We start from the raw sequence: 20,660 nt of genomic DNA on the forward strand, positions 1-20,660 counted from the left end.
TACTCAGTGCTCCACAGCAGTACCGAGACTGACACTACAAGTCTTGGAATAGTACGCACCCGGCATGCATGGAGAGGACCACACAATTGCTGCAGGACGATAAACCTCAAGGGATGTCGGGCAATGACCTCCTTTCCGTAGTCCGCTCACATTGGCTGGGGATCCTGCTCATCACAGTGTTGATGGTGGGAGGATCCCTGGGGTGGTATGCGCTTCAGCCCAAGATCTACTCAGCGGAGTCAAGCGGAATAGTGGTGGCAGCGGGGGCCGAAAACCTTGGCATGTCCCTGGCGGGAGACAGCCTCGCCAAGTCCAAAGCCAAGGGCTATCAGTCGGTGGGCGAGTCCATCCTGGTAGCTGAAAGCGTCATCAAGTCATTGGGCTTGAAGGAATCGGCCCCGGACATCACTAGATCGATCAGCGTGAGTGTCCCCCTCGATTCGGTGGAAATCCGGATCACTGCACGGTCATCCGACCCCCAGACAGCCCAGAACGTAGCTGATGCGTGGGTGACCGCCTTGGCCGCGCAGGTCTACGACTTGGACAAAGGAAATGCCAGCCCCGGGACAGAACCCGTCACCAAGATCGTCCCTTTGGCGAAGGCGAGCCTTCCATCGGCCCCCGTGTCACCGCTCTTGACGGCAACGCTGGGCATTGGACTGGCCGCGGGATTGCTCATTGGTCTTGGCTACGCGCTGGCACGAAACCACCTGGACCGGAGGATTCGCGGAGCCAGCGAGATTGAGCGGCTATTTGGCCTGGCCGTCGTGGGTACTTTGCCTCTGGACAAACGGCTCAGCGAAAAGTCGAGCGTACTTGAAAATACTGCGGGAACTCATCGGGTTCCCGGCGGCCATGCCATGGCTGAAGCCTTGAGGGAACTACGCACAAATCTGGACTTCATTGATGTAGACAACCCTCCCCGAATCCTGCTGATTACCAGTTCCTTGCCCTCCGAAGGCAAGAGCACAGTCACCAGCAACCTGGCGGCGACCATAGCCGCTGCCGGCAGGGACGTCATTGTTGTGGACGCGGATCTTCGCCGTCCCACAGTTCATCAGGTTTTTGGTGTCTTGCCGGACGTTGGTGTGACGGACATCCTCTCGGGCCGGGCGGCCATCGATGACGTACTTCAGGAATGGGGTCCGAATTCCCACCTCCGGATCCTCACAGCTGGTCGCATCCCCCCGAATCCCTCCGAACTCCTTGGCTCACGGGCCATGGAACATCTGCTCAGGGAACTGTCGCTGAGAGCTATGGTCCTCATCGATGCGCCGCCGCTGCTCCCCGTCACTGACGCCGCTGTACTTTCCCGAGTCGCAGACGGCACGCTTGTGGTAGCAAGGGCACGTAAGACAACCCGTGACACCCTGTACCGCGCCCTCGGCAACCTTACTCGTGTGCGCGGGCGCGTCCTGGGCGTCATTCTTAACTGCGTATCCACCAAGGGTCCCGGAGATCTCAATTATGGCTACTACGGAGCATACGGAAGCGCCGAAGACTTGCAGGGCCACAATCCACTGACGCCCGAAAACAATCCACCGTCTGCTCCCGGCAGGGCTCTTGAGGCTCACCCGGTAAATTCTTTGCCTGGAAGCCAGGAGGGACAAACCGCGTCGGATCCCCTCAGCCGATGGCGTGCATCTCAGGATGGCTCCAGAGGCCGGCGTTCGGCCCCTCCGGGCTAGATGTACTGCCTCGAGGGGTCGGTTGAACCGTGAGGACCAAACTTGCGATTTCTCCGGCAAGAACGAATGCCCTCAGCTTTCGCCGGCGAGCATTGATCGCCACCGGAGGGTTTGCCCTGGCGGCCGGGGCAGCTTTCGCCGAGACGGTGCCAGAGGCAGCTGCAATCGCTGTGACGAAGAGCGCCAGACGGGTTTACTATGCATCGGATTTCGGTATCTTCCCGAAGGCGACTATGCCAGCCACAACACCCCAGGGTGCGATTTCCAGCACCTGGATTCTTGCCAATGGCAAACCGTTGAGCGACGCACTGCGCTAGGTGCCACGTGACATCCCCACTACAGACACAATGGATCGCTTTTGAGCCGGACTCGGGGATCGGTCCTGGATGCTCTCCCGCAGCAGCGAGCCCCCGACGAGGAACCTTCTAGTAGGCGCCGTCTTTGGCAAAGACGGCTCTCACGGTTCGCAGGAGATAGATCATGTCTTGAAACATGGACCAGTTCTCTACGTAGTAGAGGTCAAGGCGAATCGAGTCATCCCAGGACAGATCGCTGCGCCCGCTAACCTGCCATGGACCCGTAAGGCCGGGTTTGACCAAGAGCCGGCGGTGGGCAAAGTCGTCGTAGGTTTCTACTTCCACCGGAAGCGGCGGACGCGGACCCACCAAACTCATGTCGCCCATGAGGACATTGAAGAGTTGGGGCAACTCGTCAATGGAATACCGACGGATGAATCGGCCGACCCTTGTGACGCGAGGATCGTCTTTCAACTTGAAAAGGACTCCGTTGCCCTCGTTGAGATCGGCGAGCCGGGACAGTTGTTGCTCGGCGTCGGTCACCATGGATCGAAACTTCAGCATACTGAAGACTTCACCGGACCGACCGATACGCGTCTGCCGAAACATTGCCGGGCCAGAGCTGTCGAGTTTGACCAAAAGGGCAACGACGCACATGGGGACGGCAAGGATAGTGAGTATGACCAACGACGCAGAGACATCCAGCCCGCGTTTGGCTACAGCTTTCAGGCCCTCCAACTTAGGCGTGGTGACATGGATCAGGGGCAACCCGGCCAAAGGCTGCATGTGAATTCGCGGACCTGCCACATCGGTCAGCGCAGGAGCCATGAACATGCCGATGTCGCGAGCGGTTAGCGCCCAGCCAAGTTGCCGCAATGTGGGCGGGTCAACGTCTGCGCCGGATATGGCCACGGAGTCCGCCGCGGAGGCTTCCACCGCTGCCAATATTCCTTCCAGGTCCTTGCCCTTGCCCATGACAGGCAGGTCGAGCCCTTCCGGCCAAGGGTCGAAAGCATCTGGAGTGGTTAAGTATGCGGCCACAGGCTGGTAGCCGGCAGCCGGATGGGCCCGGAGTTGCTGAATAAGGTGGGCAGCACTCGGGGCCCCTCCAACAACAAGAACCCGGCGCAGATGCTGGCCGGACTTCCGCCGGAGGATCAAGTCTTTCCGCAGTGCCCACCGGCCGATGAGCAGGCTGATGGTGCCCAATGGCAGGGCCACCGCCACATAGCCTCTGGCAGTGTCGAGCTGGAACACGTACGAGAAGATGGCTATGCCTCCGAACAGCCACAGGGAAGCCGTGGTCACCCGCCTGTACTCCTCAGTGCCGAAGCCTTGGATTCGGTGCCCACGGGTTCCTAGGGCCCCCAAGGTAATCAACCACAGGACGTCGAGGACCACGCTAACCAGCGGGTACGGCGTCTGAACGGACCCTATGCCCAATGAGGGTCGCTCCAGGCCGAAGCGGAGGAGCTCGGCAATCGCGACAGCCCACGTAATGCACAGGAAATCAACCAGCAGGACTCTTACCCGGCCGTCATGCTCAAGCATGTCCAGCTTGTCATTTACCTGGCGTGAACTGCTCACACTTTGGGTGGGTTTATTCATCAATGTCAACACCAAAAAATCCCATGTGGCTAGCTGATGGTTCCGGAAGGAGTGAGGCAAGAGATCCCGCATGAATGACCGGAACAGGCAAGGAAGGTTGGCATCGTGGCCTCTCTTGTTCGGTCATCTACTCACTCCCGACTGAAAGCGGAGTTGCTCCGCCTGTCTGATTATGGAAGCGCTGGTGACCTGAGGTGCTCTGACTACTCCCAAAGTACTAGGGGTGTAGGCCCGGTGCCGCGCAGGTCACAACGCTCGCCGAGCCTCGCCCCACAACACTTAGCCAACACAGGAAAGGCCACTGATAGGGCGAAAAGAGCGGGCTAACTTACTCATGTGTCAGATCGACATCTACACATAGCTGGCGCGTTGAAAGCGCGGGCCTAGCCATCGATCAGGGGGCAAAATGGGAGCTGTTGCATACACCTTTGACGTCGACTTCATCCACAGGAATCCAGTTCTCAACAGCGCAGTCATGTCTGAGTGGGAAAGCAGTGCAAAAGCCACAACGCTGGGGAAGGTCTACAGTTCCTGGGCTTCCTTCTCGCGGGATCATCCCAGAGCTGCCCACTGGATAGCGCTGGACGCCTTTTTTGATGACGAAGTTCCTCTTCCGCTGAAGGTCCGCACTATTGCTGCGACCGGCCGACGCTGCATTGTGTTGGGAAGGGTGAGCTCAGCTCAACGCTCTGCGCTAGGCGCAGAGGGTGCCGTTGCCATCCTGGATGATGACTCAACACCTGCGGAAATTCCACGGCGGATTGAAGAGGTGGTGGTTGGTTCTGCCTCCACGCTTCCGGCAAAGCCGGGAGTCGGCACCAGGCTCACCGATCGTGAAATCCAAGTCTTGGAACTCTTCGCGCAACGCCGGGCCCTGACAGCTTCGTCGCTGGCCTCAGCGCTCGGACTCCGTACCACCACCGTCCGGGGCCATCTCTTCCGCGGCCGCCGGAAACTTGCTGCTGCAGGCCTCAAATGCGCCACACGCGGGGAGCTGGCGAATGCACTCCAGGAGATTGGATACAGCCACACTGACGCTCAGTGGCATGCCTCCGGGCGATGGTGAACAGGCCTTAGGCGGCCTATGCCACTGAGGGATTCCATGCTCCACCACTGAGATTGGGGCATCGGGCATGAGCCACTGAAAGTGCCAAACCAGACAGCAGCGAGCCTTGCCCGCAGCAACGCCAACAGCGAAGTGATCCTGGCCCCGATACAACGGGAGTAGCGCGGGGTTGCAGTGGGCAACTAGGAAGAGTCCAGGTACGTAAGTGAAGACTCTCTAAAAGACCCTGAAACGCAACCTACGGGCCCGACGGATAGCGTCGAACCCGTAGGTGCGCCTTCCCGGGCTGGGCGGACACACCCACCACCCGGGACGAGCGGAACTGCAAAAGCCCTCCCCATCAAAGGCAGGGCAGCCAACGTTTCGGCTACTAGTCAGATTCGGTCAAGACAACGCTGATGACGGACACAGTGGTGGTGCCGTTGTAGGTCACGGTCACAGTCATGGTTGCGGTGGAAGGCCTCTCGCTGGATGCCAGGTTTTGAGTACTCACAGCAAAGAGAGCAACACCATCTGCACCCGTGACGACGGTGACACTGCGGCTCTGATCCGACTCTGGTCCGCCGTTATCCGGCGCCGGGTACGCGTAGATACCCAGGACGTCGCCGTCGCCATTTTGGCCGGATACGGTGACGGTGACCGTAGCGCCTACAACAGGGTTGCCGTTGGCGTCCTTTACCGTGACGGGGAAATCGTAGGCTCGTTGATCCAGATCCTCTTCGAAGCTCCCGTAGTGGTGGTCGCCCTTCCAGTTGCTGATGACGGTTCCGGTTCCGGGCGTCACAACCACCGGAGGGAGTGACGCAGCCACTGCCGGAGTTGCCGCAGCTATAGCAATTGCAGGAATGCTCCACGCCGTCCCGATAACCACTTTACGCCGGTCAATAGTCGAACTTTTTGCTTTACCTTTATCCAAGGTCATCGTTTGCTCCTTCAAGCCAGTCAGCGCGCTAGCTGACTGAAGTAAATCTGTCGTGGAAATTTCGGTGCAAACGGAACTTATCATTGTGCTCTTATCCCAAATTTTTTGCTGCTTGGGATGTACTATGCAAGTTTCAAAGGCCTCACTGATCATGCATCCAGCAGAATTCCGTGAGACCGAAGCTTCTCAACACTCTCCAGCAAATGGGATTCATATCCACCTGGAAGTCCAATATGAGGAGCGATGCGCTCGGAGATTCCGACTAGATCGCAAGGGGTAGCCAGTGCGTGCCAGATGGCGGGCCCAATGCCTGAAAGTCGAACTACGCCCTGGCCGGTCATCACGATCAGTTCAGGGTCCTGGCCGTTTGGTGAGGGAATCTCAACGGCGTCGAGGAGATCAGCCCTCTTGAGGACCCTGGAGTGGGCGCCATGGAGGTGCGAATGTTCTTCCGACAACGGTTCTGTGCCCCTATGCAGGACTGACCTCCACGTTTTACGTATGGCTGGCTGTTCAAGGAGGGCGGGCAAAACCACCGCCAAGTCTCCGGCCTCGCGGTAAGTCACACGGACCGCGCCACCGGTCGCGTCGAGGATCCCACAGAGGCGACTCACTGGCTGGCGGACTTCACCCAGGGACGAGGTGTGGGGTGCGAGCTCGATGATCGCCTCCGCGTGAGAAAGCGGAGTGACCTTAGGTGTGGACGCATTGGGCTTTCGGTCCAGTAGGACAACCAACGCCAGCGTCGGCGAGGCAGGTGCCACCAGCAGTCCGAGGTCGTCAGGGCCGATCTGGTGCTTGGGTGCGGGGAGTTCTTCGACTATCAGCGATAGTGGCTTCGCATATGGAACGATCATTCCTGCGCCATCAACGGCAACGGTTTCATCAGTGACGTAGCCCAGGGTAGCCCCCAGACGTCTGGTTGCGGTGGTCTTTCCCATGCCCGAACGCCCTACAAGGGCAACTGTCCGGCCGGTTCCCGTATCCGCCAATGCTGCGGCATGCAGCATCACCAATTCTCCCCGGCCCGCGGTGATGCCCGCCAAGGTTATGGCGCTTGTCAGATCCGCGGCGAATTGCCTGAATGTGCGGCCGGTGACCACGGAAGTTCCAACACGCGATGAGACTGTGGCCCGAAAGGGCCGTCCCGCTGCGTGAACCGGTTCTGCCCCGGCGCTATTTCCGGAAGACGGCTCGTCAGACAGATCGAGGCAGCGCTCCCATGCTCGCCGCAGTTCCGCGTAGAGATACGGAGTTACTCCCGCCTGCAGCACCACTGAGACAGAAGCTCCCAGAACACGGAGTTTCAGTCGGTACGACCCCGCGAAGTTTCCTGGTTCTTCCGACAAATCAACCCCACTTGTACTTCCGTGGATGCTGGTCGCCGACCCTGTGTTCATGGTGATGCTCCTCCTCCTGAAAGTGGCTCCTGGCCGAATTTCAGCCTGAGAGACCATCTATTGCGCGGGGCCGGCGTTGCCAAACGACACAACGGCGTCCTTGATTGCTTGCAATCAATATCACTAAATGATGCCAACTGCTGGGAATCATTCATGAATGGCAATAGCTGCCGCCACGTAGGGGTAAAAGGATCCGACCACTGATGGTCCGCATGGAGAATATATAGTCAGGCTCTGGGGTTCAACCGCGCAGAAAGCTAGTTCAAGCTTATTTGCCGCAGGCCGGAAAGTACTCTAGGGAGATCGCAGAGATTCGCGGTTGTAAATTTGAATGAACTCTGGAGTAAATCTAGCCCACCAGGTTTTCGGCAGCACCATTCATGTGCTCAATGATGGTTTCGCGCGCTTTCGCTGCATTGCCGGTTTCAATAGCGGCAACAATGTCGTGATGACGCCCCACACTCATATTGCGCGTGGCACGTTCCAGGCCGGCAAACATGATGGACATGCGGATGGAACCTTCCAACGACTCCCACGAGTGCAGCAACGTCTCGTTGCCGGACAGGCGGCAGAGAGTCCGATGGAATTCCAGGTCCGCCTCAATCCGCTCTTCCAACGACGACTTCGCAGCTTTGTCCATGGCATCGACGGCGGCACGCAGCTCGGCGAGCGCGGCTTCCTTATTGGCCATGGCGCTCAGGGTCCTGGCAGCCAGGGACTCCAGTACGCCCCGGACGGCAAAAATGTCCCGGATTTCCTTCACGTCCAGGTGACGCACGGACATCCGGCCACGCGCTCCGGCGGAGATCAGGCCTTCCTGCTCCAGTTGGCGCAGGGCTTCGCGCAGTGTCCCACGGCTGATCTGGAGCATCTCGGACAGTTCGGTCTCCACAAGATGCTTGCCTGGTTCCAGCTCGCCGCTGGTGATGGCAGTGCGCAGGGCGGCCAGCGCCTGTTCGCGCAGGCTTTTCTTTTCCAGTCCCAGCAGGGAGGCGCTTAGGGCCATAGTGATTCCTCGGTGTCAATGGGCGACTGTTAACAGTCGATACTACGGGCGCGTGGGTTTTTGTACAGCTAACGCCCTTTAGAGCGGGTTTTAAGGGCATCAGCTGCACAAAACTCGCGGAAGCCTAGCCGAGTTCGGCCAGGACCTTGGCCACAATCCTGTCGACGGACAGTCCGTAGCGTTCGTGCAGCGTTGGCAGCGCACCGGCGTCGAGGAACTGGTCCGGCAGTCCGATGGGAACCACGCGCTTGCCCAGGCCGGCGGTAACGACGGCGGACGCAACAGTTTCGAACAGACCGCCAACAACGGTGTGGTTTTCCAGCGTGACGGCGAGGCGGTCGGTGTTGAGCTCCGCCAGTACGGTGGCCGCGTCGAAGGGCTTGATGGTGGGGGTGTGCACCACGGCAACGTCCACGTTGTGTTTGGCCAGGGCGTCCGCCGCCTGGAGTGCCCGCATGGTCATGAGGCCCGAGGATACGAAGACAACATCGTTGCCGCCGCGAAGGACCTTGGCTTTGCCGAGCTCGAAGGTGTAGCCGTATTCATCCAGGACCGTGGGCACGTTGCCGCGAAGCAAGCGCAGGTACGTGGGACCGTCGGAGGCTGCAAGCTGCGGCACTGCCTGCTCTATGTCCACGGAATCGCAGGGATCCACGATTGTCAGGTTGGGCATGCCGCGGAAAATCGCCATATCTTCGGTGGCCTGGTGGCTGGGACCGTACCCGGTGGTGAGGCCGGGGAGTCCGCCAATGATGTTGACGTTGAGGTTCGGTTCGGCGATGTCCAGGCACAGGAAGTCATACGCACGCCGGGCCGCGAACACCGAGTACGTGGAAGCGAACGGGATAAGACCGGTCTCAGCCATGCCCGCTGCCGCACCGAAAAGGAGCTGCTCGGCCATGCCCATCTGGAAGAAGCGGTCCGGGTAGGCCTTGGCGAAGATGTGCATATCCGTGTATTTGCCCAGATCGGCGGTGAGGCCAACAATGCGGGAATCGGCTTCGGCGGCTTTGACCAGCGCATGGCCGAAAGGGGCGGAGGCGGTCTTCTGGCCGGGATCGGCGAAGGACGCAATCATTGCCGAGGTCTTGAGTTTCGGCTTCACGGCAGCCGTGGTGCTGGGGGCTTCGGTGGTGGCGCTCATGAGGCAGCCTTCCCTTCGTATCCTGCAGTCAGCTGCTCACGGCAGATCTGCCACTCGTTTTCTTCGATTCGCATGAAGTGTGCTTTTTCGCGGTTTTCCAGCAGCGGTACACCCCGCCCCACCTTGGTGTCGCAGAGAATCACCGACGGCTGGCCCGAAGCAGCTGAGCGCGTGGCGATGTTGTCGAACGCTGCCAGCAACGCACCGACGTCGTTCCCGTCCACCCGCTGGGTGTACCAACCGAACGATTCCCACTTTTCGGTGACCGGCTCGGTCCGCAGAACGGTGTTGGTGGCACCGTCAGCCTGGAGGGCATTGATGTCCACCATGGCTATCAGGTTGCCCAATTGGTGGTGGTGCGCACCCATGGCAGCCTCCCACGTGGAACCTTCGTCAAGCTCGCCGTCGGAAAGGAAGTTGATCACGCGGGATGCGGAACCCTGCAAGCGCAGGCCCAAGGCCATTCCCACGGCGATGGTGAGTCCGTGGCCCAATGAGCCTCCGGAGATTTCCATGCCCGGGGTGTACGTGGACATGCCGGACATCGGCAGGCGGGAATCATCGGATCCGTAGGTTTCCAGTTCAGCAACGGGGACGATCCCGGCTTCGGCCAGCGCAGCGTAGTGCCCGATCGCGTAGTGGCCGGTGGAGAGGAGGAACCTGTCGCGGCCTTCCCAGTGCGGGTCTTCGGCACGGTAGCTGAGCTGATCGGCGTAGACGGCGGCCAGCATGTCGGCGGCGCCGAGCGCCTGGCCAACGTAGCCTTGGCCCTGGACCTCGCCCATATTCAGGGCGTGGTGGCGCATGCGGTACGCGGCGGCGCGGATACGGTCAACGCGCTCTGCCGTGGGAGCGGCTACGGGCGCCGCTTCGATTGATGAGAGAGTCACAGGTTTCCTTCCGGAGTCGGGCGCGCACCGATGGGGAGAACGCGCCCGACGTCGAGGGGTGCTTAGGCGTTTATGGTCTGGGGAGTTTTGCTGGCGGCTTCTTCGGCAAGCTGACGCTCCCGCTTGCCCCAGGTTTCTTTGGTGATGAGCGCCGCCCACAGGCCGATGGCTGCGTAGACGCTGAACAGCAGGGCCGGTCCCATCCAACCCATGCTGACAAACAGCAGGGTGGTGATGAACGGGGTGAAGCCGGAGACCATGGCCGAGATCTGGTAGGCCAGCGAGGCTCCGGAGGAGCGGGTCTTGGCTTGGAAAAGTTCCGGGAACCAGGCGCCCTGCGCACCGGCCAGGGAGTTCTGGCAAACGGCGTAAGCGATCACGATCGTGGCAATGATCAGGAAGAACAAGCCGGTGTTGACCAGCATGAACATGGGGATTCCGAAGAGCACGGCGAAAGCTGTGGACCAGATGTAGACGGGCCGACGGCCCACCTTATCGGTCAGCTTGCCCCAGAAGTAGGTGGCAAAGATGCCAATGCCGGCGGCGACACAGAGCGCCACCAGGGTCTCGGTTTTGTCCGCCAGATTGTTGGTGTGGAGGTAGGAGATCATGTACGTGACGGACACTGCGTAGCCTGCTGTTTCAGCGATGCGCAGGCCGATGCCGCGGACAATGTTGCGCCAGTCCGTCTTGATGACCTCCACGATGGGGGATTTGACGATGTCGCCCTTGGATTTGACGTCCTCGAACACCGGGGACTCCGGAACCTTGGAACGGATGATCAGGCCCACGGCCACCAGGACAATACTGGCCAGGAACGGTACGCGCCAGGCCCATTCGCTGCCCAGGCCCACGCTGCTGAGGAACACCAGGTTGGCCAGGAGCAGCCCCACAGGGAAGCCGGCCTGCACGATGCCCGTGAACTGACCCTTCTTGCGCCATGGTGCGTGCTCGTAGCTCATCAGGATGGCGCCACCCCATTCGGCACCGAAGGCGAGGCCTTGGATCACGCGGACCAGTACCAGCAGCGCCGGGGCCAAGAGGCCCACTTGCTGGTAGGTGGGGAGCAGGCCGATTGCGAAGGTGGCCAGGCCCATGAGGATCAGTGAGGCAACCAGGACCGGCTTGCGTCCGAGCTTGTCACCCAGGTGGCCGCCAATGATGCCACCCAGTGGGCGGGCGGCGAAGCCGACGCCGAGGGTCGCGAAGGAGGCCAGGGTGCCTGTTACCGGGTCAGCGCCCGGAAAGAACGCCGTGCCGAAGTACAGTGCGGCGGCCGTGCCGAAGCCGATGAAGTCGTAAGTTTCGATCACTGCGCCAACGCCGGAGCCGACGGCGACGCGCTTTGCATCCTTGGTTCCATGAACCGGACCACGCATGGTCAGAGCTTCATTGCTCATCTGTCTTTTTCCCTTTCGAAGAGTGCGGCGCTTCTTCGGCGACCTCACTGTCGACAGTCAACATAATACGACAACTGTGACGCAGCGCACCAGCAATGTCAACAGTCAACTTTGAAGGTTGACTGTTGACAGTCAACGCATCTAAAGTGGCTTACATCACTAAGAGGTCCTCACCGATGAGGCTTCGACGCAGGGGATCAACAACGATGTTTCATCAACGACTGGGCTGCTCGTCCATCAGCTTCCGCCACCAGGAACTGGGTGCGGCACTCCACACCATGCAGGGGCTCGGCTTCGAGGAGATCGATCTGGGCGCGCTTCCGGGCGTCTGCGATCATGTGCCGTACGTGCTTGACGCCGAGGCAGTGAAGGCGGTTGCCGCCGTCGTGCGTGAATCGGACCTGCGCGTCCGCTCGGTGAACGGCGACGTCGGCGACCTGAACGCAACGCTCGACGCCGGCGCCCAAGCGGCGCGCGAGAGGCACCTCGAGATGCTGCTCGCCTTGGCAGCCAAGACTGGCGCGAAAGCCTTGGTCCTGCCGTGTGGGGCGATCGATCACGAGCCGCTGCGGAGCTTGGAAGAAGACATCGACGTTGTAGCTGAACAGCTGATTCATGCCTCTGTTCGCGCTAAAGAGTTCGGCATCGAGCTGTGGACTGAATCCCTGCACTTCTACCGGCTGTGCTGGAACGCCGAACGCGCCCAACTCCTGGCCGACCGGCTGACTGGCTCGGAGGTTGGCCTGGTGATGGACTTCAGCCACATCGTGGCCTCCGGAGGGGACCCCGTGGACTTTGTTGACCGCTTCGCATCACGGGTAAAGCACGTCCACCTCCGCGATGCCAAGCCTGCCTCCGGCGACCAGCCGGGAAACATCAACCTCAGCATCGGTAACGGAGCCGCCGACTTTGCCGCAGGGTTGGCGGCGTTGGGAGGCGCCGGTTACTCCGGCCACTTCTCGCTGGAACTCGAAACCCGGGACGTCACCCACGACGAGCGCCCGGCCGCTGCCGCCAAGGCTGCCAGCTTCATCTCAGACCTCATCTAACAACCACCATTCAAGGAGCACCATGACCACCATCCAGCGCACCGCCGTCCTCACCGGAGCTACCTCCGATCGCGGCATCGGCCTGACCACCGCCCGCCGCTACGCCAACCAGGGCTGGGGCATCGTCATCCTGGACCTCGACGGTGAGAAGTCCGCCAAGGTTGCTGCGGAGATCGCCAACGAATTCAACGTCCCGGCCTTCGGCTATGAAATCGACGTCGCCAATGAAGCGTCCGTCACCGCGGCCCAGGCCGCCGTCGCCGCAGAAGTTGCCGCCGGTAACCTCCCTGCCGTAGGCGCACTGGCCAACATTGCCGGCATCACCTCTCCCGTTCCCTTCCTGGAAACCACACTTGAACTGTGGCACAAAGTGATGGACGTTAACGCCACCGGCACCTACCTGGTCACCAAGGCCTTCCTGCCGGACATGATCGCAAACGGCTGGGGCCGCATCGTCAACATGTCCTCGGTCTCCGCCCAGCGCGGCGGCGGCGTGTTCGGCAAGGTTCCCTACTCCGCAGCCAAGGCCGCCATCCTGGGCTTCACCAAGGCACTCGCCCGCGAAATCGGGGAGACCGGCGTGACCGTCAACGCCATCACCCCCGGTGCAGTGGACACGAACATCCGCGTCGGCAGCACCGATGAGCAGGAAGCCGCCATCAACGCCGGCATCCCGCTGGGCCGCAACGCCACCACGGAGGAAGTAGCCGCCGTCATCACGTTCCTCTCCTCGGAAGACTCCGCGTACCTTACCGGAACCACCATCGACATCAACGGCGGCAGCCACATCCACTAAGCCCCTCCCCCAGTCCGAAATCCAGAACCAGGACCCACCATGACCAGAATCTTCAACGATCCCGCCGACTTCGCCGACGAAGCCCTCGCTGGCTTCTGCGATGCCCACTCGGACCTCGTCCGCCAGGTGGAAGGTGGCGCAGTGCGCCGCAGCCGCCCCTCAGCGCCCAAGGTTGCCGTCATCACCGGTGGCGGCTCCGGGCACTACCCTGCCTTTGCCGGCATCATCGGTCCGGGATTCGCCGACGGCGCCGTGGTGGGAAACATCTTCACCTCGCCTTCCGCCCAGCAGGCTTACTCGGTGGCGAAGGCAGCCAATTCCGGAGCGGGAGTGGTGTTCACTTACGGGAACTACGCCGGCGACGTGATGAATTTCGGCATGGCGACCGAGCGCCTGAACGCCGAGGGTATCCCCACCCACAACGTTCTGGTGACCGATGACATTGCCAGCGCATCACTCGACGAAGTTGAGAAGCGCCGGGGCATCGCCGGGGACTTCGTGGTGTTCAAAGTCATGGGAGCTGCTGCCGAAGCCGGACTGGACCTGCACTCCGTGGTTCGCTTGGGGCGCAAGGCGAATGAGTTCACTCGAACCATTGGCACGGCATTCAGCGGCTGCACCTTCCCCGGCGCCGAGCAGCCTTTGTTCCGCCTTCCCGAAGGACAGATGGGCCTGGGGCTTGGTATCCACGGCGAGCCTGGGCTCTTCGATACCGAGCTGCCGTCCGCCGTCGAGCTTGGCCGGGAACTGGTGCGACGCGTGCTGGCCGAGACGCCTGTGGGCGCTTCCACCCGCCTGGCCGTGCTCCTCAACGGCCTGGGCTCCACCAAGCACGAAGAACTCTTTGTCCTCTGGCGGACCGTGGCTCCCTTGCTGCGCGAGGCCGGTTACACGCTGGTCATGCCGGAGGTGGGCGAGCTGGTGACGAGCCTGGACATGGCCGGTGCCTCGTTGACGCTGACGTGGCTGGATGACGAACTGGAGGAGTACTGGACCGCTCCAGCGCTAACACCTGCATACCGTCGCGGTGCGGTGGGGTTCGCTGCCGCTTCCTCTGACACCGCGGAAGCTGAGACGGACAACGTTGCCGCTGCGGACTACTCCTCCACAGCCGAGTCCCGCGCATACGCTGCCCAGTGTCTTCGAGCCTTGGACACGACGGCCACGCTGCTCCGCGATTCCGAATCAATCCTCGGGGACATGGACGCAATCGCCGGCGACGGCGATCACGGCCGTGGCATGGTTCGCGGATCAGCAGCCGCCCTGGAAGCAGCAACCGTGGCCCTTGAGCGTGGCGCAGGTGCCGGCTCGCTACTGGCCGCTGCCGGCGATGCGTGGGCAGATAAGGCCGGCGGCACGTCGGGCGTCCTCTGGGGTGCCGGACTGCGCGCCTTAGGCGAACGGTTGGGGGACGCAGAAACCCCGACGCCGGACGTCCTAGCCCAGTCTGTTCGAGCTTTCGCGGACCGCATCGCGAGCCTCGGGAAAGCCGACATCGGCGACAAGACCATGATGGATGCCCTGCTTCCGTTCGCGTCCTCACTGGAGGACCGCATCTCCTCCGGCGCTGTTGCGGAGGACGCTTGGGCAGCTGCCGCAGCCGACGCTACAGCGGCTGCTGCGTCCACCGCGGAACTTCGCCCCCTCAAGGGTCGGGCCCGGCCACTGGCCGAAAAGAGCATCGGCACGCCGGATCCCGGGGCGACGTCGCTCGCCATGGTGTTCGCCGCCGTCGGGCCCCATTTCACAGCCGTTCCCGTTGCAGCAACCCACTAGGAGAATTTCATGCGCATCATTGTGGGCGCCGACGAAGCCGGCGTTGATTACAAAGACCGAATCATGGCCGATCTTGAGGCCGACTCCAGGATCACCGAAGTGATCGACATCGGAGTGAACCGCGCGGACGAGGACTTCACCAGGCCCTACCCCTACGTGGGCATCGCCGCCGGTGAAATGATCCGGGACGGCAAGGCTGACAGGGCCATCCTTTTCTGCGGCACAGGCATTGGTGTGGCGATCGCAGCCAACAAGGTCCCGGGTATCCGTGCCACGGCTGCCCATGATTCGTTCTCCGTGGAGAGGTCCATCCTGTCCAACGACTGCCAGGTCCTCACCATGGGCCAACGCGTTGTGGGCGTGGAACTGGCCCGTCGCTTGGCCAAGGAATGGATCGGCTACGCGTTCGATCCCGAATCCGGGTCGGCCGCCAAGGTGAAGGTACTCATGGACTTCGAGGGCTGCTGAACAGCTCTTCCCAGGCCGGGCAGTAGGGGCTAGAAGCCGCCGCCACCCGCCCCGGTTTCACCGGCCATGTTGGCAAAGCGGGAGTAATGGCCCTGGAATGCCACCACGATGTCCTTGGTGGGACCGTTACGGTGCTTGGCGATGAGGATGTCAGCTTCGCCTGCGCGCGGTGACTCTTTGTCGTAGACGTCCTCACGGTGGAGCAGGATCACCATATCGGCGTCCTGCTCAATGGAGCCGGATTCACGGAGGTCGGACACCATGGGGCGCTTGTCCTGGCGCTGCTCGGAACCACGGTTCAGCTGCGACAGGGCAATGACGGGAACCTGAAGCTCCTTGGCGAGCAGCTTGAGCGCACGCGAGAACTCGGAAACTTCCTGCTGGCGCGATTCCACCTTTTTGCCGGAGCTCATGAGCTGGAGGTAGTCGAGGATCACGAGCTTGAGGTCGTGCTGTTGCTTGAGGCGGCGGCACTTGGCGCGGATTTCCATGAGGGACATGTTGGGGCTGTCATCAATAAACAGCGGAGCATCGTTCATGCGACCCATGGTGGTGGCGATCTTGGACCATTGCTCGTCCTTGATGGTGCCCTTGCGGAGATCCTGCAGGCCAATGGTCGCTTCTGCTGAGAGAAGACGCATCGCAATTTCGTTCCGGCCCATTTCCAAGGAGAACATGACCGTGGCCAGGTTGTTCTTGATGGCAGCGGAGCGGGCAAAGTCCAGCGCGAACGTGGACTTACCCACGGCAGGACGGGCGGCGATAACGATCATCTGGCCCGGGTGGAGTCCGTGCGTCAGTTCGTCCAGTTCGTAGAAGCCGGTGGGAACGCCGGTCATGCCCTCGCCGCGGTGACCCGAAGCTTCGATCTCGTCCACGGTGGACTCCATGACGTCCTTCAACGCCACGTAATCCTCGGCAGTACGCTTTTCCGCCACCGCGTACACCTCGGCCTGCGCCTGGTTGACGAGGTCTTCCACCTCGCCGTCCTGGCCGTAGCCCATCTGGACGATTTTGGTGCCGGCGTTAACAAGGCGCCGTAGCACCGCACGCTCTGCAACGATCTCAGCGTAGTAGCCTGCGTTGGCCGCCGTTGGCACGGTCTGAATGAGCTCGTGGAGGTAGGCGGGGCCGCCGATACGGTTGATCTCACCACGCTTGGTCAGTTCATCCGAGACGGTGACGGCGTCAGCGGGTTCACCGCGGCCGTAGAGGTCAATGATGGACTCATAGATGGTCTCGTGGGCGGGACGGTAGAAGTCGTGTCCGCGAACGATCTCCACGACGTCGGCAATTGCGTCCTTGGACAGCATCATTCCACCGAGCACCGACTGTTCAGCGGGGATGTCCTGGGGAGGTTTCCGGCTCGAGTCCGAAGCGCGTGAGCCCTCGATTGAGTCCAAGTGCGTTACTGACAAAGCCGTCCTCCATTTGTGTGCCGCTGTAGAGCTGAACTCCCTGGCGGCCCGTAAAGCGCAGTGCGTGGCCAAGTGTCCGCCTGGTGCATCTCACGATGTCACGCAGGCCCGACAGAATAGCCGCGTCCACAGGTTATCCACAGTGGCTTCCATGGGCTCTTCTCAAGTGGTGACTTTTTGGAAGCCCAGGAAACACTTTCGCGGGATATTCGTGCCCAAAATGGACACTCCAGACACGTTACAGCAGGTGCTTCACACCCCCTGTGGATAACCTGTGGAATACCAGCCAGAGGTTGTGCACAGACTGTGCGTTACCCTGTGGATAGAGAATTTCTTTCACGGGAAATAACGCTCTGACCTGCGGAAACACTCCCCACACGCTGTGGACGCGAGAAAGTTTTGCCAGCAATTAATCCACAGACACTACAGCTCCGGGGGTCATCCAAGGACGGAAAATCCGGTGATACATACTCGAAATGTGATGCATCTTACAAAACCGTCTTTAATTTGACAGAGATCTCTCAGAAGCCTATGCCGGAAGTGGAATGTGCTGTGGATAACCAAGTTCTGGCATAAGCTCTAGGCATGGGGATGAACTTTGGTGACGTACTGACGATTGTCCTTCCGCTTCTTGTCCTCGTGGGCCTGCTGTGGGCGCTCACGGCAGCCTTCAAGCCGCGCGATACCGGCCTTTCCGACGCCGAGAGGTATCAACGCGAACTGGCGGCACGTTCCGCTGCCCACCAAGCGTCCCAAGTGCGGGAGGCACTGGCCCTTCGCGCCCGCATAGATGCCACTACCAAGCCGAGCCAGAACGAGGCCAGCCATCGCGAGCAGGTGGAGAACAGCAGGACGGCCATTCAGGCACAGGCTGCGCGGTCTCACGCTGCCGGACAAACGGGACACCAACCAGCAGTGCTCCCCAACGGTCAACTGAACCCTCAACTGGCCTTCGAGTTACAAAACCTGGTCCGCAGCGGTAAAAAGATCGAGGCCATCAAAGTCCTCCGCCAGGCCACCCATTCAGATTTGCTTACTGCCAAGAACTACGTAGATCGGCTATGACGACGCCATGGATTCCATCCTCATCCCGCTCCTGATCCTCGTTGCGGTCATTGCGGGAGTGCTCCTGCTTATTCGCTCTTTCACCAAGCGCTCCGTCGAAAGCAAGGCCGACTTCGCAGCGGCGAATGCACCCAAGGACGCGGTTGAGTTGGCCAGAGAGTCTGCAGCGAAGCTGAATCAAGAGCAGCACAGGCAGCTCTACTCGCTCATTGCTCAGGGACAGGGCATGGCGGCCATCAAGCTTTACCTGCAGGCGACTGGAGAGGGCCTGCGGGCCTCGCGTGACGCCGTCGGCGCACTGGCGGCGCACCCCCAGCCGTTCACTCCGGAAGCCACACCCAAAGATTTGATTGCCGACGACGACGAGCCTGAACGTTTCCCCTACAGGTACAGGGCAATCGTCAGTAAGGGCGATGTCACCCGGGAAGTGAGCAGCAACATGCTCAACGACGAGATTTACGGTCGTATCCGCACGCTGGCAAAGAGCGGCGATGTTGAGGGCGCGGCACTTGCTTTGACGCGCCACTCAGACATCAACATCAAGCAGGCCCGCGAGTTCATTGAGCTGTTGGACGACTGAAAGCTAGAAGTCGAACAAGTCCCCCAGGAAACCTTCCTTCTTCTTGCGCTTGCGGCCGTACTGGTCGCGACCATAGCCGTCGCGTCGGTCGTCATCCCTCCGGTCGTAGTCGCGCCTATCCCTATCGTCGTACCGCGGCTGCTGTGGCCGGGACTCGAAGGGGTTGTAGATGGGCGGGGGCGCGATCGGCGGCTGGGACGGTGCGGCGGCAGGCCGGGCAGGGGCTGGAATGGTCTCCGCAGCGACCCGGTCAATGATCTTGTCCAGCTCCCCGCGATCCAGCCACACGCCCCTGCACTGCGGGCAGTAGTCGATCTCCACGCCGCTTCGTTCGCTCATCACCAGGTCAATGGAATCCACAGGACATTTCATGTTTGCCCCAACGATCGGCCCTGGCAATTAGTTCGTCCTATCTGCCTGCTGAGATTCCGGCAAGCAACTGTTCAAACGGCAGCGACTCAAGTGCATCGTTCTTCCGGTGCGGCTGGGAACCGCTCAATAGTTGCACGAGTTCACCGGCCGCTCGGTCTACGCGCACCGACAGGGGCGAGGCGCCGTCGTCGGTGTTTCCCCAGTCCTGCGGCCCCGCGAAGACGCCGGTGGCCGCAATCCTGGTGTGCAGGTAGCTGAACAGGGGACGCATTGCGTAGTCGAGGACCATCTGGTGGCGGTCGGTGCCGCCTGTGGCGCCCAGCAGCACGGCTTTGCCGTCCAACGACTTCGGGTCCAGGACGTCGATGAACGACTTGAACAGGCCGCTGTAAGAGGCGCTGAAGACGGGGCTGACGGCGATGATGGCGTCAGAATCCTCGACGCCGGCAATCACGTCCGCCAGGCGCGGTGCGGCATAGCCGGTGACGAAGTTGTTGGCGATGTCCACTGCGAGGTCGCGCAGTTCAACGACGTCAATCTTCGCGTCGTACCCGGCCGCGCGCAGTTGCCGCTCGGTGGAGGCGGCCAGCTGGTCGGCCAGCAAGCGGCTCGACGACGGGACGCCGAGTCCGGCGGAAAGTACGGTGATGCGGCGGGTTTCCATGGCATTCTCCTGTTGCTCGTTCATCCAGCTTACATGCATTTGCATCTAAATCACTGAACGGGTGATGAGTCAGAAGTATTCCCGCGGCGTCTTGGCTACTCCTTGAGCTGCATCAGAAACGCCACGGTTGCCGCGGAAATCTGCTCTTGGGCAACGCCCCGATCCACAGAGGGTTCGCCGTCGCCGGGCTGCGCACCGTAGCTTCCGAAGAACGCGTGATTCCCGCCTCGGATTTCAACGAAGGTGGCATCGGCGGGCAGCAACTCACGGGAGGCGTCGATCTTCGCCGGCGTGCTGAGGCCATCTTCGGTGCCGGAAATGGACAGAACCTGCAGTCCCGACCGGTCACGCAAGGAGTCCAAAGGGTAGGAGGCGTAAAGCAGCAGACCATCCACATCCTTGTTTCCCAGAGCAAAAGAGCTCGCGCTCACCCCTCCCAGCGAGTGGCCACCCACCGTCCATGTGGAGATCTCAGGATGGTCAGCCATGGCCCCACGTGCCTGGCTTCCGTCCAGCAGGCTGAGATTCAGGGGCGTCTTGAGAATCACCACGAGGACCCCGGCGTCCACCGCTGGCTTGAGGATGTCCGCATACGCCCGCGCTTCAACGCGAGCGCCCGGATAGAAAACGAGCCCCTTGGTGACAGCTGCCCCGGCCGGCTTCATGGTGATGGCTGTGGGCGATTCCACCATGGATCCGGCCACCGATCCCGCTTCAGCCGCTTCGGAGGCCTGGTATGCGAAGGGATTCAGCCACGCCAGCATGGCCACAAGTGCCAGCACGCCGACGCGCGCGGCCCACGCACCCACAGCCCTGGCCAAGGACCGCTTCGAGGAGCTACGGCGTCGACGCCACAGCAAAATACCCCAGAGAACTCCGACGACGGCGGCCGTCACCAGGAGCGACGGCAGGAGCGGATGACCACGCAGTACGGCCGGATTTCCCAGCAGCATCCACCCCGGAACTAGGACCAACGCGGCCACGCACACGGCGGAAACCCAGAACAAAACCGGTAGGCGCTTGTCTGCGGTGACCTGCAAAGAGGAAGTCAT

19 protein-coding genes are annotated in these 20,660 nt (G+C 61.3%); 8 read left to right on the top strand and 11 right to left on the bottom strand.

Annotated elements, in window-relative coordinates:
- The first annotated feature begins 113 nt into the window (after positions 1-113).
- Positions 114-1,688: a tyrosine-protein kinase domain-containing protein gene (locus LDN70_RS20680; RefSeq protein ID WP_142937360.1), complete on the top strand. Its 1,575-nt coding sequence runs from the start codon at positions 114-116 to the stop codon at positions 1,686-1,688.
- 425 nt (positions 1,689-2,113) lie between these two features.
- On the opposite strand, the gene LDN70_RS20685 is transcribed toward LDN70_RS20680, so the two are convergent.
- Positions 2,114-3,571, bottom strand: a complete 1,458-nt coding sequence (locus tag LDN70_RS20685) for a sugar transferase (RefSeq protein WP_342211712.1) — start codon at positions 3,569-3,571, stop codon at positions 2,114-2,116.
- Positions 3,572-3,998: 427 nt separating this feature from the next.
- Here LDN70_RS20685 and LDN70_RS20690 point away from each other — a divergent pair, with 427 nt between their 5' ends.
- A complete protein-coding gene (locus LDN70_RS20690) occupies positions 3,999-4,658 on the top strand; it encodes a helix-turn-helix transcriptional regulator (RefSeq protein ID WP_223941288.1) in 660 nt (219 codons plus the stop codon).
- A gap of 370 nt (positions 4,659-5,028) precedes the next feature.
- Here the strand turns inward: LDN70_RS20690 and LDN70_RS20695 are convergent, their stop codons facing one another.
- From LDN70_RS20695 to LDN70_RS20720, 6 genes are all read right to left on the bottom strand, one after another.
- On the bottom strand, positions 5,029-5,580 hold the full coding sequence (locus LDN70_RS20695; protein WP_142937358.1) for a transcriptional initiation protein Tat: 552 nt from the start codon (positions 5,578-5,580) through the stop codon (positions 5,029-5,031).
- 149 nt (positions 5,581-5,729) lie between these two features.
- Positions 5,730-6,683, bottom strand: coding sequence for a hypothetical protein (locus tag LDN70_RS20700; RefSeq protein ID WP_223941289.1), 954 nt, complete (start codon positions 6,681-6,683; stop codon positions 5,730-5,732).
- A gap of 646 nt (positions 6,684-7,329) precedes the next feature.
- The gene (locus LDN70_RS20705; protein ID WP_223941290.1) at positions 7,330-7,986 is read right to left on the bottom strand and encodes a GntR family transcriptional regulator; all 657 of its coding nucleotides are present in this window, start codon (positions 7,984-7,986) and stop codon (positions 7,330-7,332) included.
- A 124-nt stretch (positions 7,987-8,110) separates the two neighbouring features.
- Positions 8,111-9,130 carry a transketolase family protein gene (locus LDN70_RS20710; protein WP_223941291.1) on the bottom strand — a complete coding sequence of 340 codons (1,020 nt, stop codon included), beginning with the start codon at positions 9,128-9,130 and terminating at the stop codon, positions 8,111-8,113.
- Positions 9,127-10,020 (bottom strand): transketolase, encoded by an 894-nt coding sequence (locus LDN70_RS20715; RefSeq protein WP_502773754.1) that lies wholly within the window; start codon positions 10,018-10,020, stop codon positions 9,127-9,129. The genes LDN70_RS20710 and LDN70_RS20715 overlap by 4 nt, the downstream gene beginning before the upstream one ends.
- A 62-nt stretch (positions 10,021-10,082) precedes the next feature.
- Positions 10,083-11,420 (bottom strand): MFS transporter, encoded by a 1,338-nt coding sequence (locus tag LDN70_RS20720; protein ID WP_166841960.1) that lies wholly within the window; start codon positions 11,418-11,420, stop codon positions 10,083-10,085.
- 206 nt (positions 11,421-11,626) lie between these two features.
- Here LDN70_RS20720 and LDN70_RS20725 point away from each other — a divergent pair, with 206 nt between their 5' ends.
- The 4 genes from LDN70_RS20725 to LDN70_RS20740 are packed head-to-tail and all read left to right on the top strand — an operon-like array spanning position 11,627 to position 15,509.
- A complete protein-coding gene (locus LDN70_RS20725; protein WP_223941292.1) occupies positions 11,627-12,469 on the top strand; it encodes a sugar phosphate isomerase/epimerase family protein in 843 nt (280 codons plus the stop codon).
- A 22-nt stretch (positions 12,470-12,491) separates the two neighbouring features.
- Entirely contained in the window at positions 12,492-13,265 is a 774-nt protein-coding gene (locus LDN70_RS20730; protein WP_223941293.1) for an SDR family NAD(P)-dependent oxidoreductase, read from the top strand.
- Between the two features lie 39 nt (positions 13,266-13,304).
- A complete protein-coding gene (locus tag LDN70_RS20735) occupies positions 13,305-15,041 on the top strand; it encodes a dihydroxyacetone kinase family protein (RefSeq protein ID WP_223941294.1) in 1,737 nt (578 codons plus the stop codon).
- 9 nt (positions 15,042-15,050) lie between these two features.
- Positions 15,051-15,509: a ribose-5-phosphate isomerase gene (locus LDN70_RS20740; protein WP_166841963.1), complete on the top strand. Its 459-nt coding sequence runs from the start codon at positions 15,051-15,053 to the stop codon at positions 15,507-15,509.
- 29 nt (positions 15,510-15,538) lie between these two features.
- Here the strand turns inward: LDN70_RS20740 and dnaB are convergent, their stop codons facing one another.
- Positions 15,539-16,927 (bottom strand): replicative DNA helicase, encoded by a 1,389-nt coding sequence (dnaB, locus tag LDN70_RS20745; protein WP_017197290.1) that lies wholly within the window; start codon positions 16,925-16,927, stop codon positions 15,539-15,541.
- Between the two features lie 591 nt (positions 16,928-17,518).
- Here dnaB and LDN70_RS20750 point away from each other — a divergent pair.
- Together LDN70_RS20750 and LDN70_RS20755 are read left to right on the top strand one after the other, a co-directional pair.
- Entirely contained in the window at positions 17,519-17,992 is a 474-nt protein-coding gene (locus tag LDN70_RS20750) for a hypothetical protein (RefSeq protein WP_142937382.1), read from the top strand.
- 7 nt (positions 17,993-17,999) lie between these two features.
- Positions 18,000-18,572: a hypothetical protein gene (locus tag LDN70_RS20755; protein WP_142937356.1), complete on the top strand. Its 573-nt coding sequence runs from the start codon at positions 18,000-18,002 to the stop codon at positions 18,570-18,572.
- 3 nt (positions 18,573-18,575) lie between these two features.
- On the opposite strand, the gene LDN70_RS20760 is transcribed toward LDN70_RS20755, so the two are convergent.
- From LDN70_RS20760 to LDN70_RS20770, 3 genes are all read right to left on the bottom strand, one after another.
- Entirely contained in the window at positions 18,576-18,932 is a 357-nt protein-coding gene (locus LDN70_RS20760; RefSeq protein ID WP_250820893.1) for a TFIIB-type zinc ribbon-containing protein, read from the bottom strand.
- Positions 18,933-18,981: 49 nt separating this feature from the next.
- Positions 18,982-19,608, bottom strand: coding sequence for an FMN reductase (locus LDN70_RS20765; RefSeq protein WP_223942702.1), 627 nt, complete (start codon positions 19,606-19,608; stop codon positions 18,982-18,984).
- A gap of 95 nt (positions 19,609-19,703) precedes the next feature.
- Positions 19,704-20,660, bottom strand: coding sequence for an alpha/beta hydrolase (locus tag LDN70_RS20770; RefSeq protein WP_223941295.1), 957 nt, complete (start codon positions 20,658-20,660; stop codon positions 19,704-19,706).

This window comes from Arthrobacter sp. StoSoilB22, assembly GCF_019977315.1.
Classification (GTDB): Bacteria; Actinomycetota; Actinomycetes; order Actinomycetales; family Micrococcaceae; genus Arthrobacter.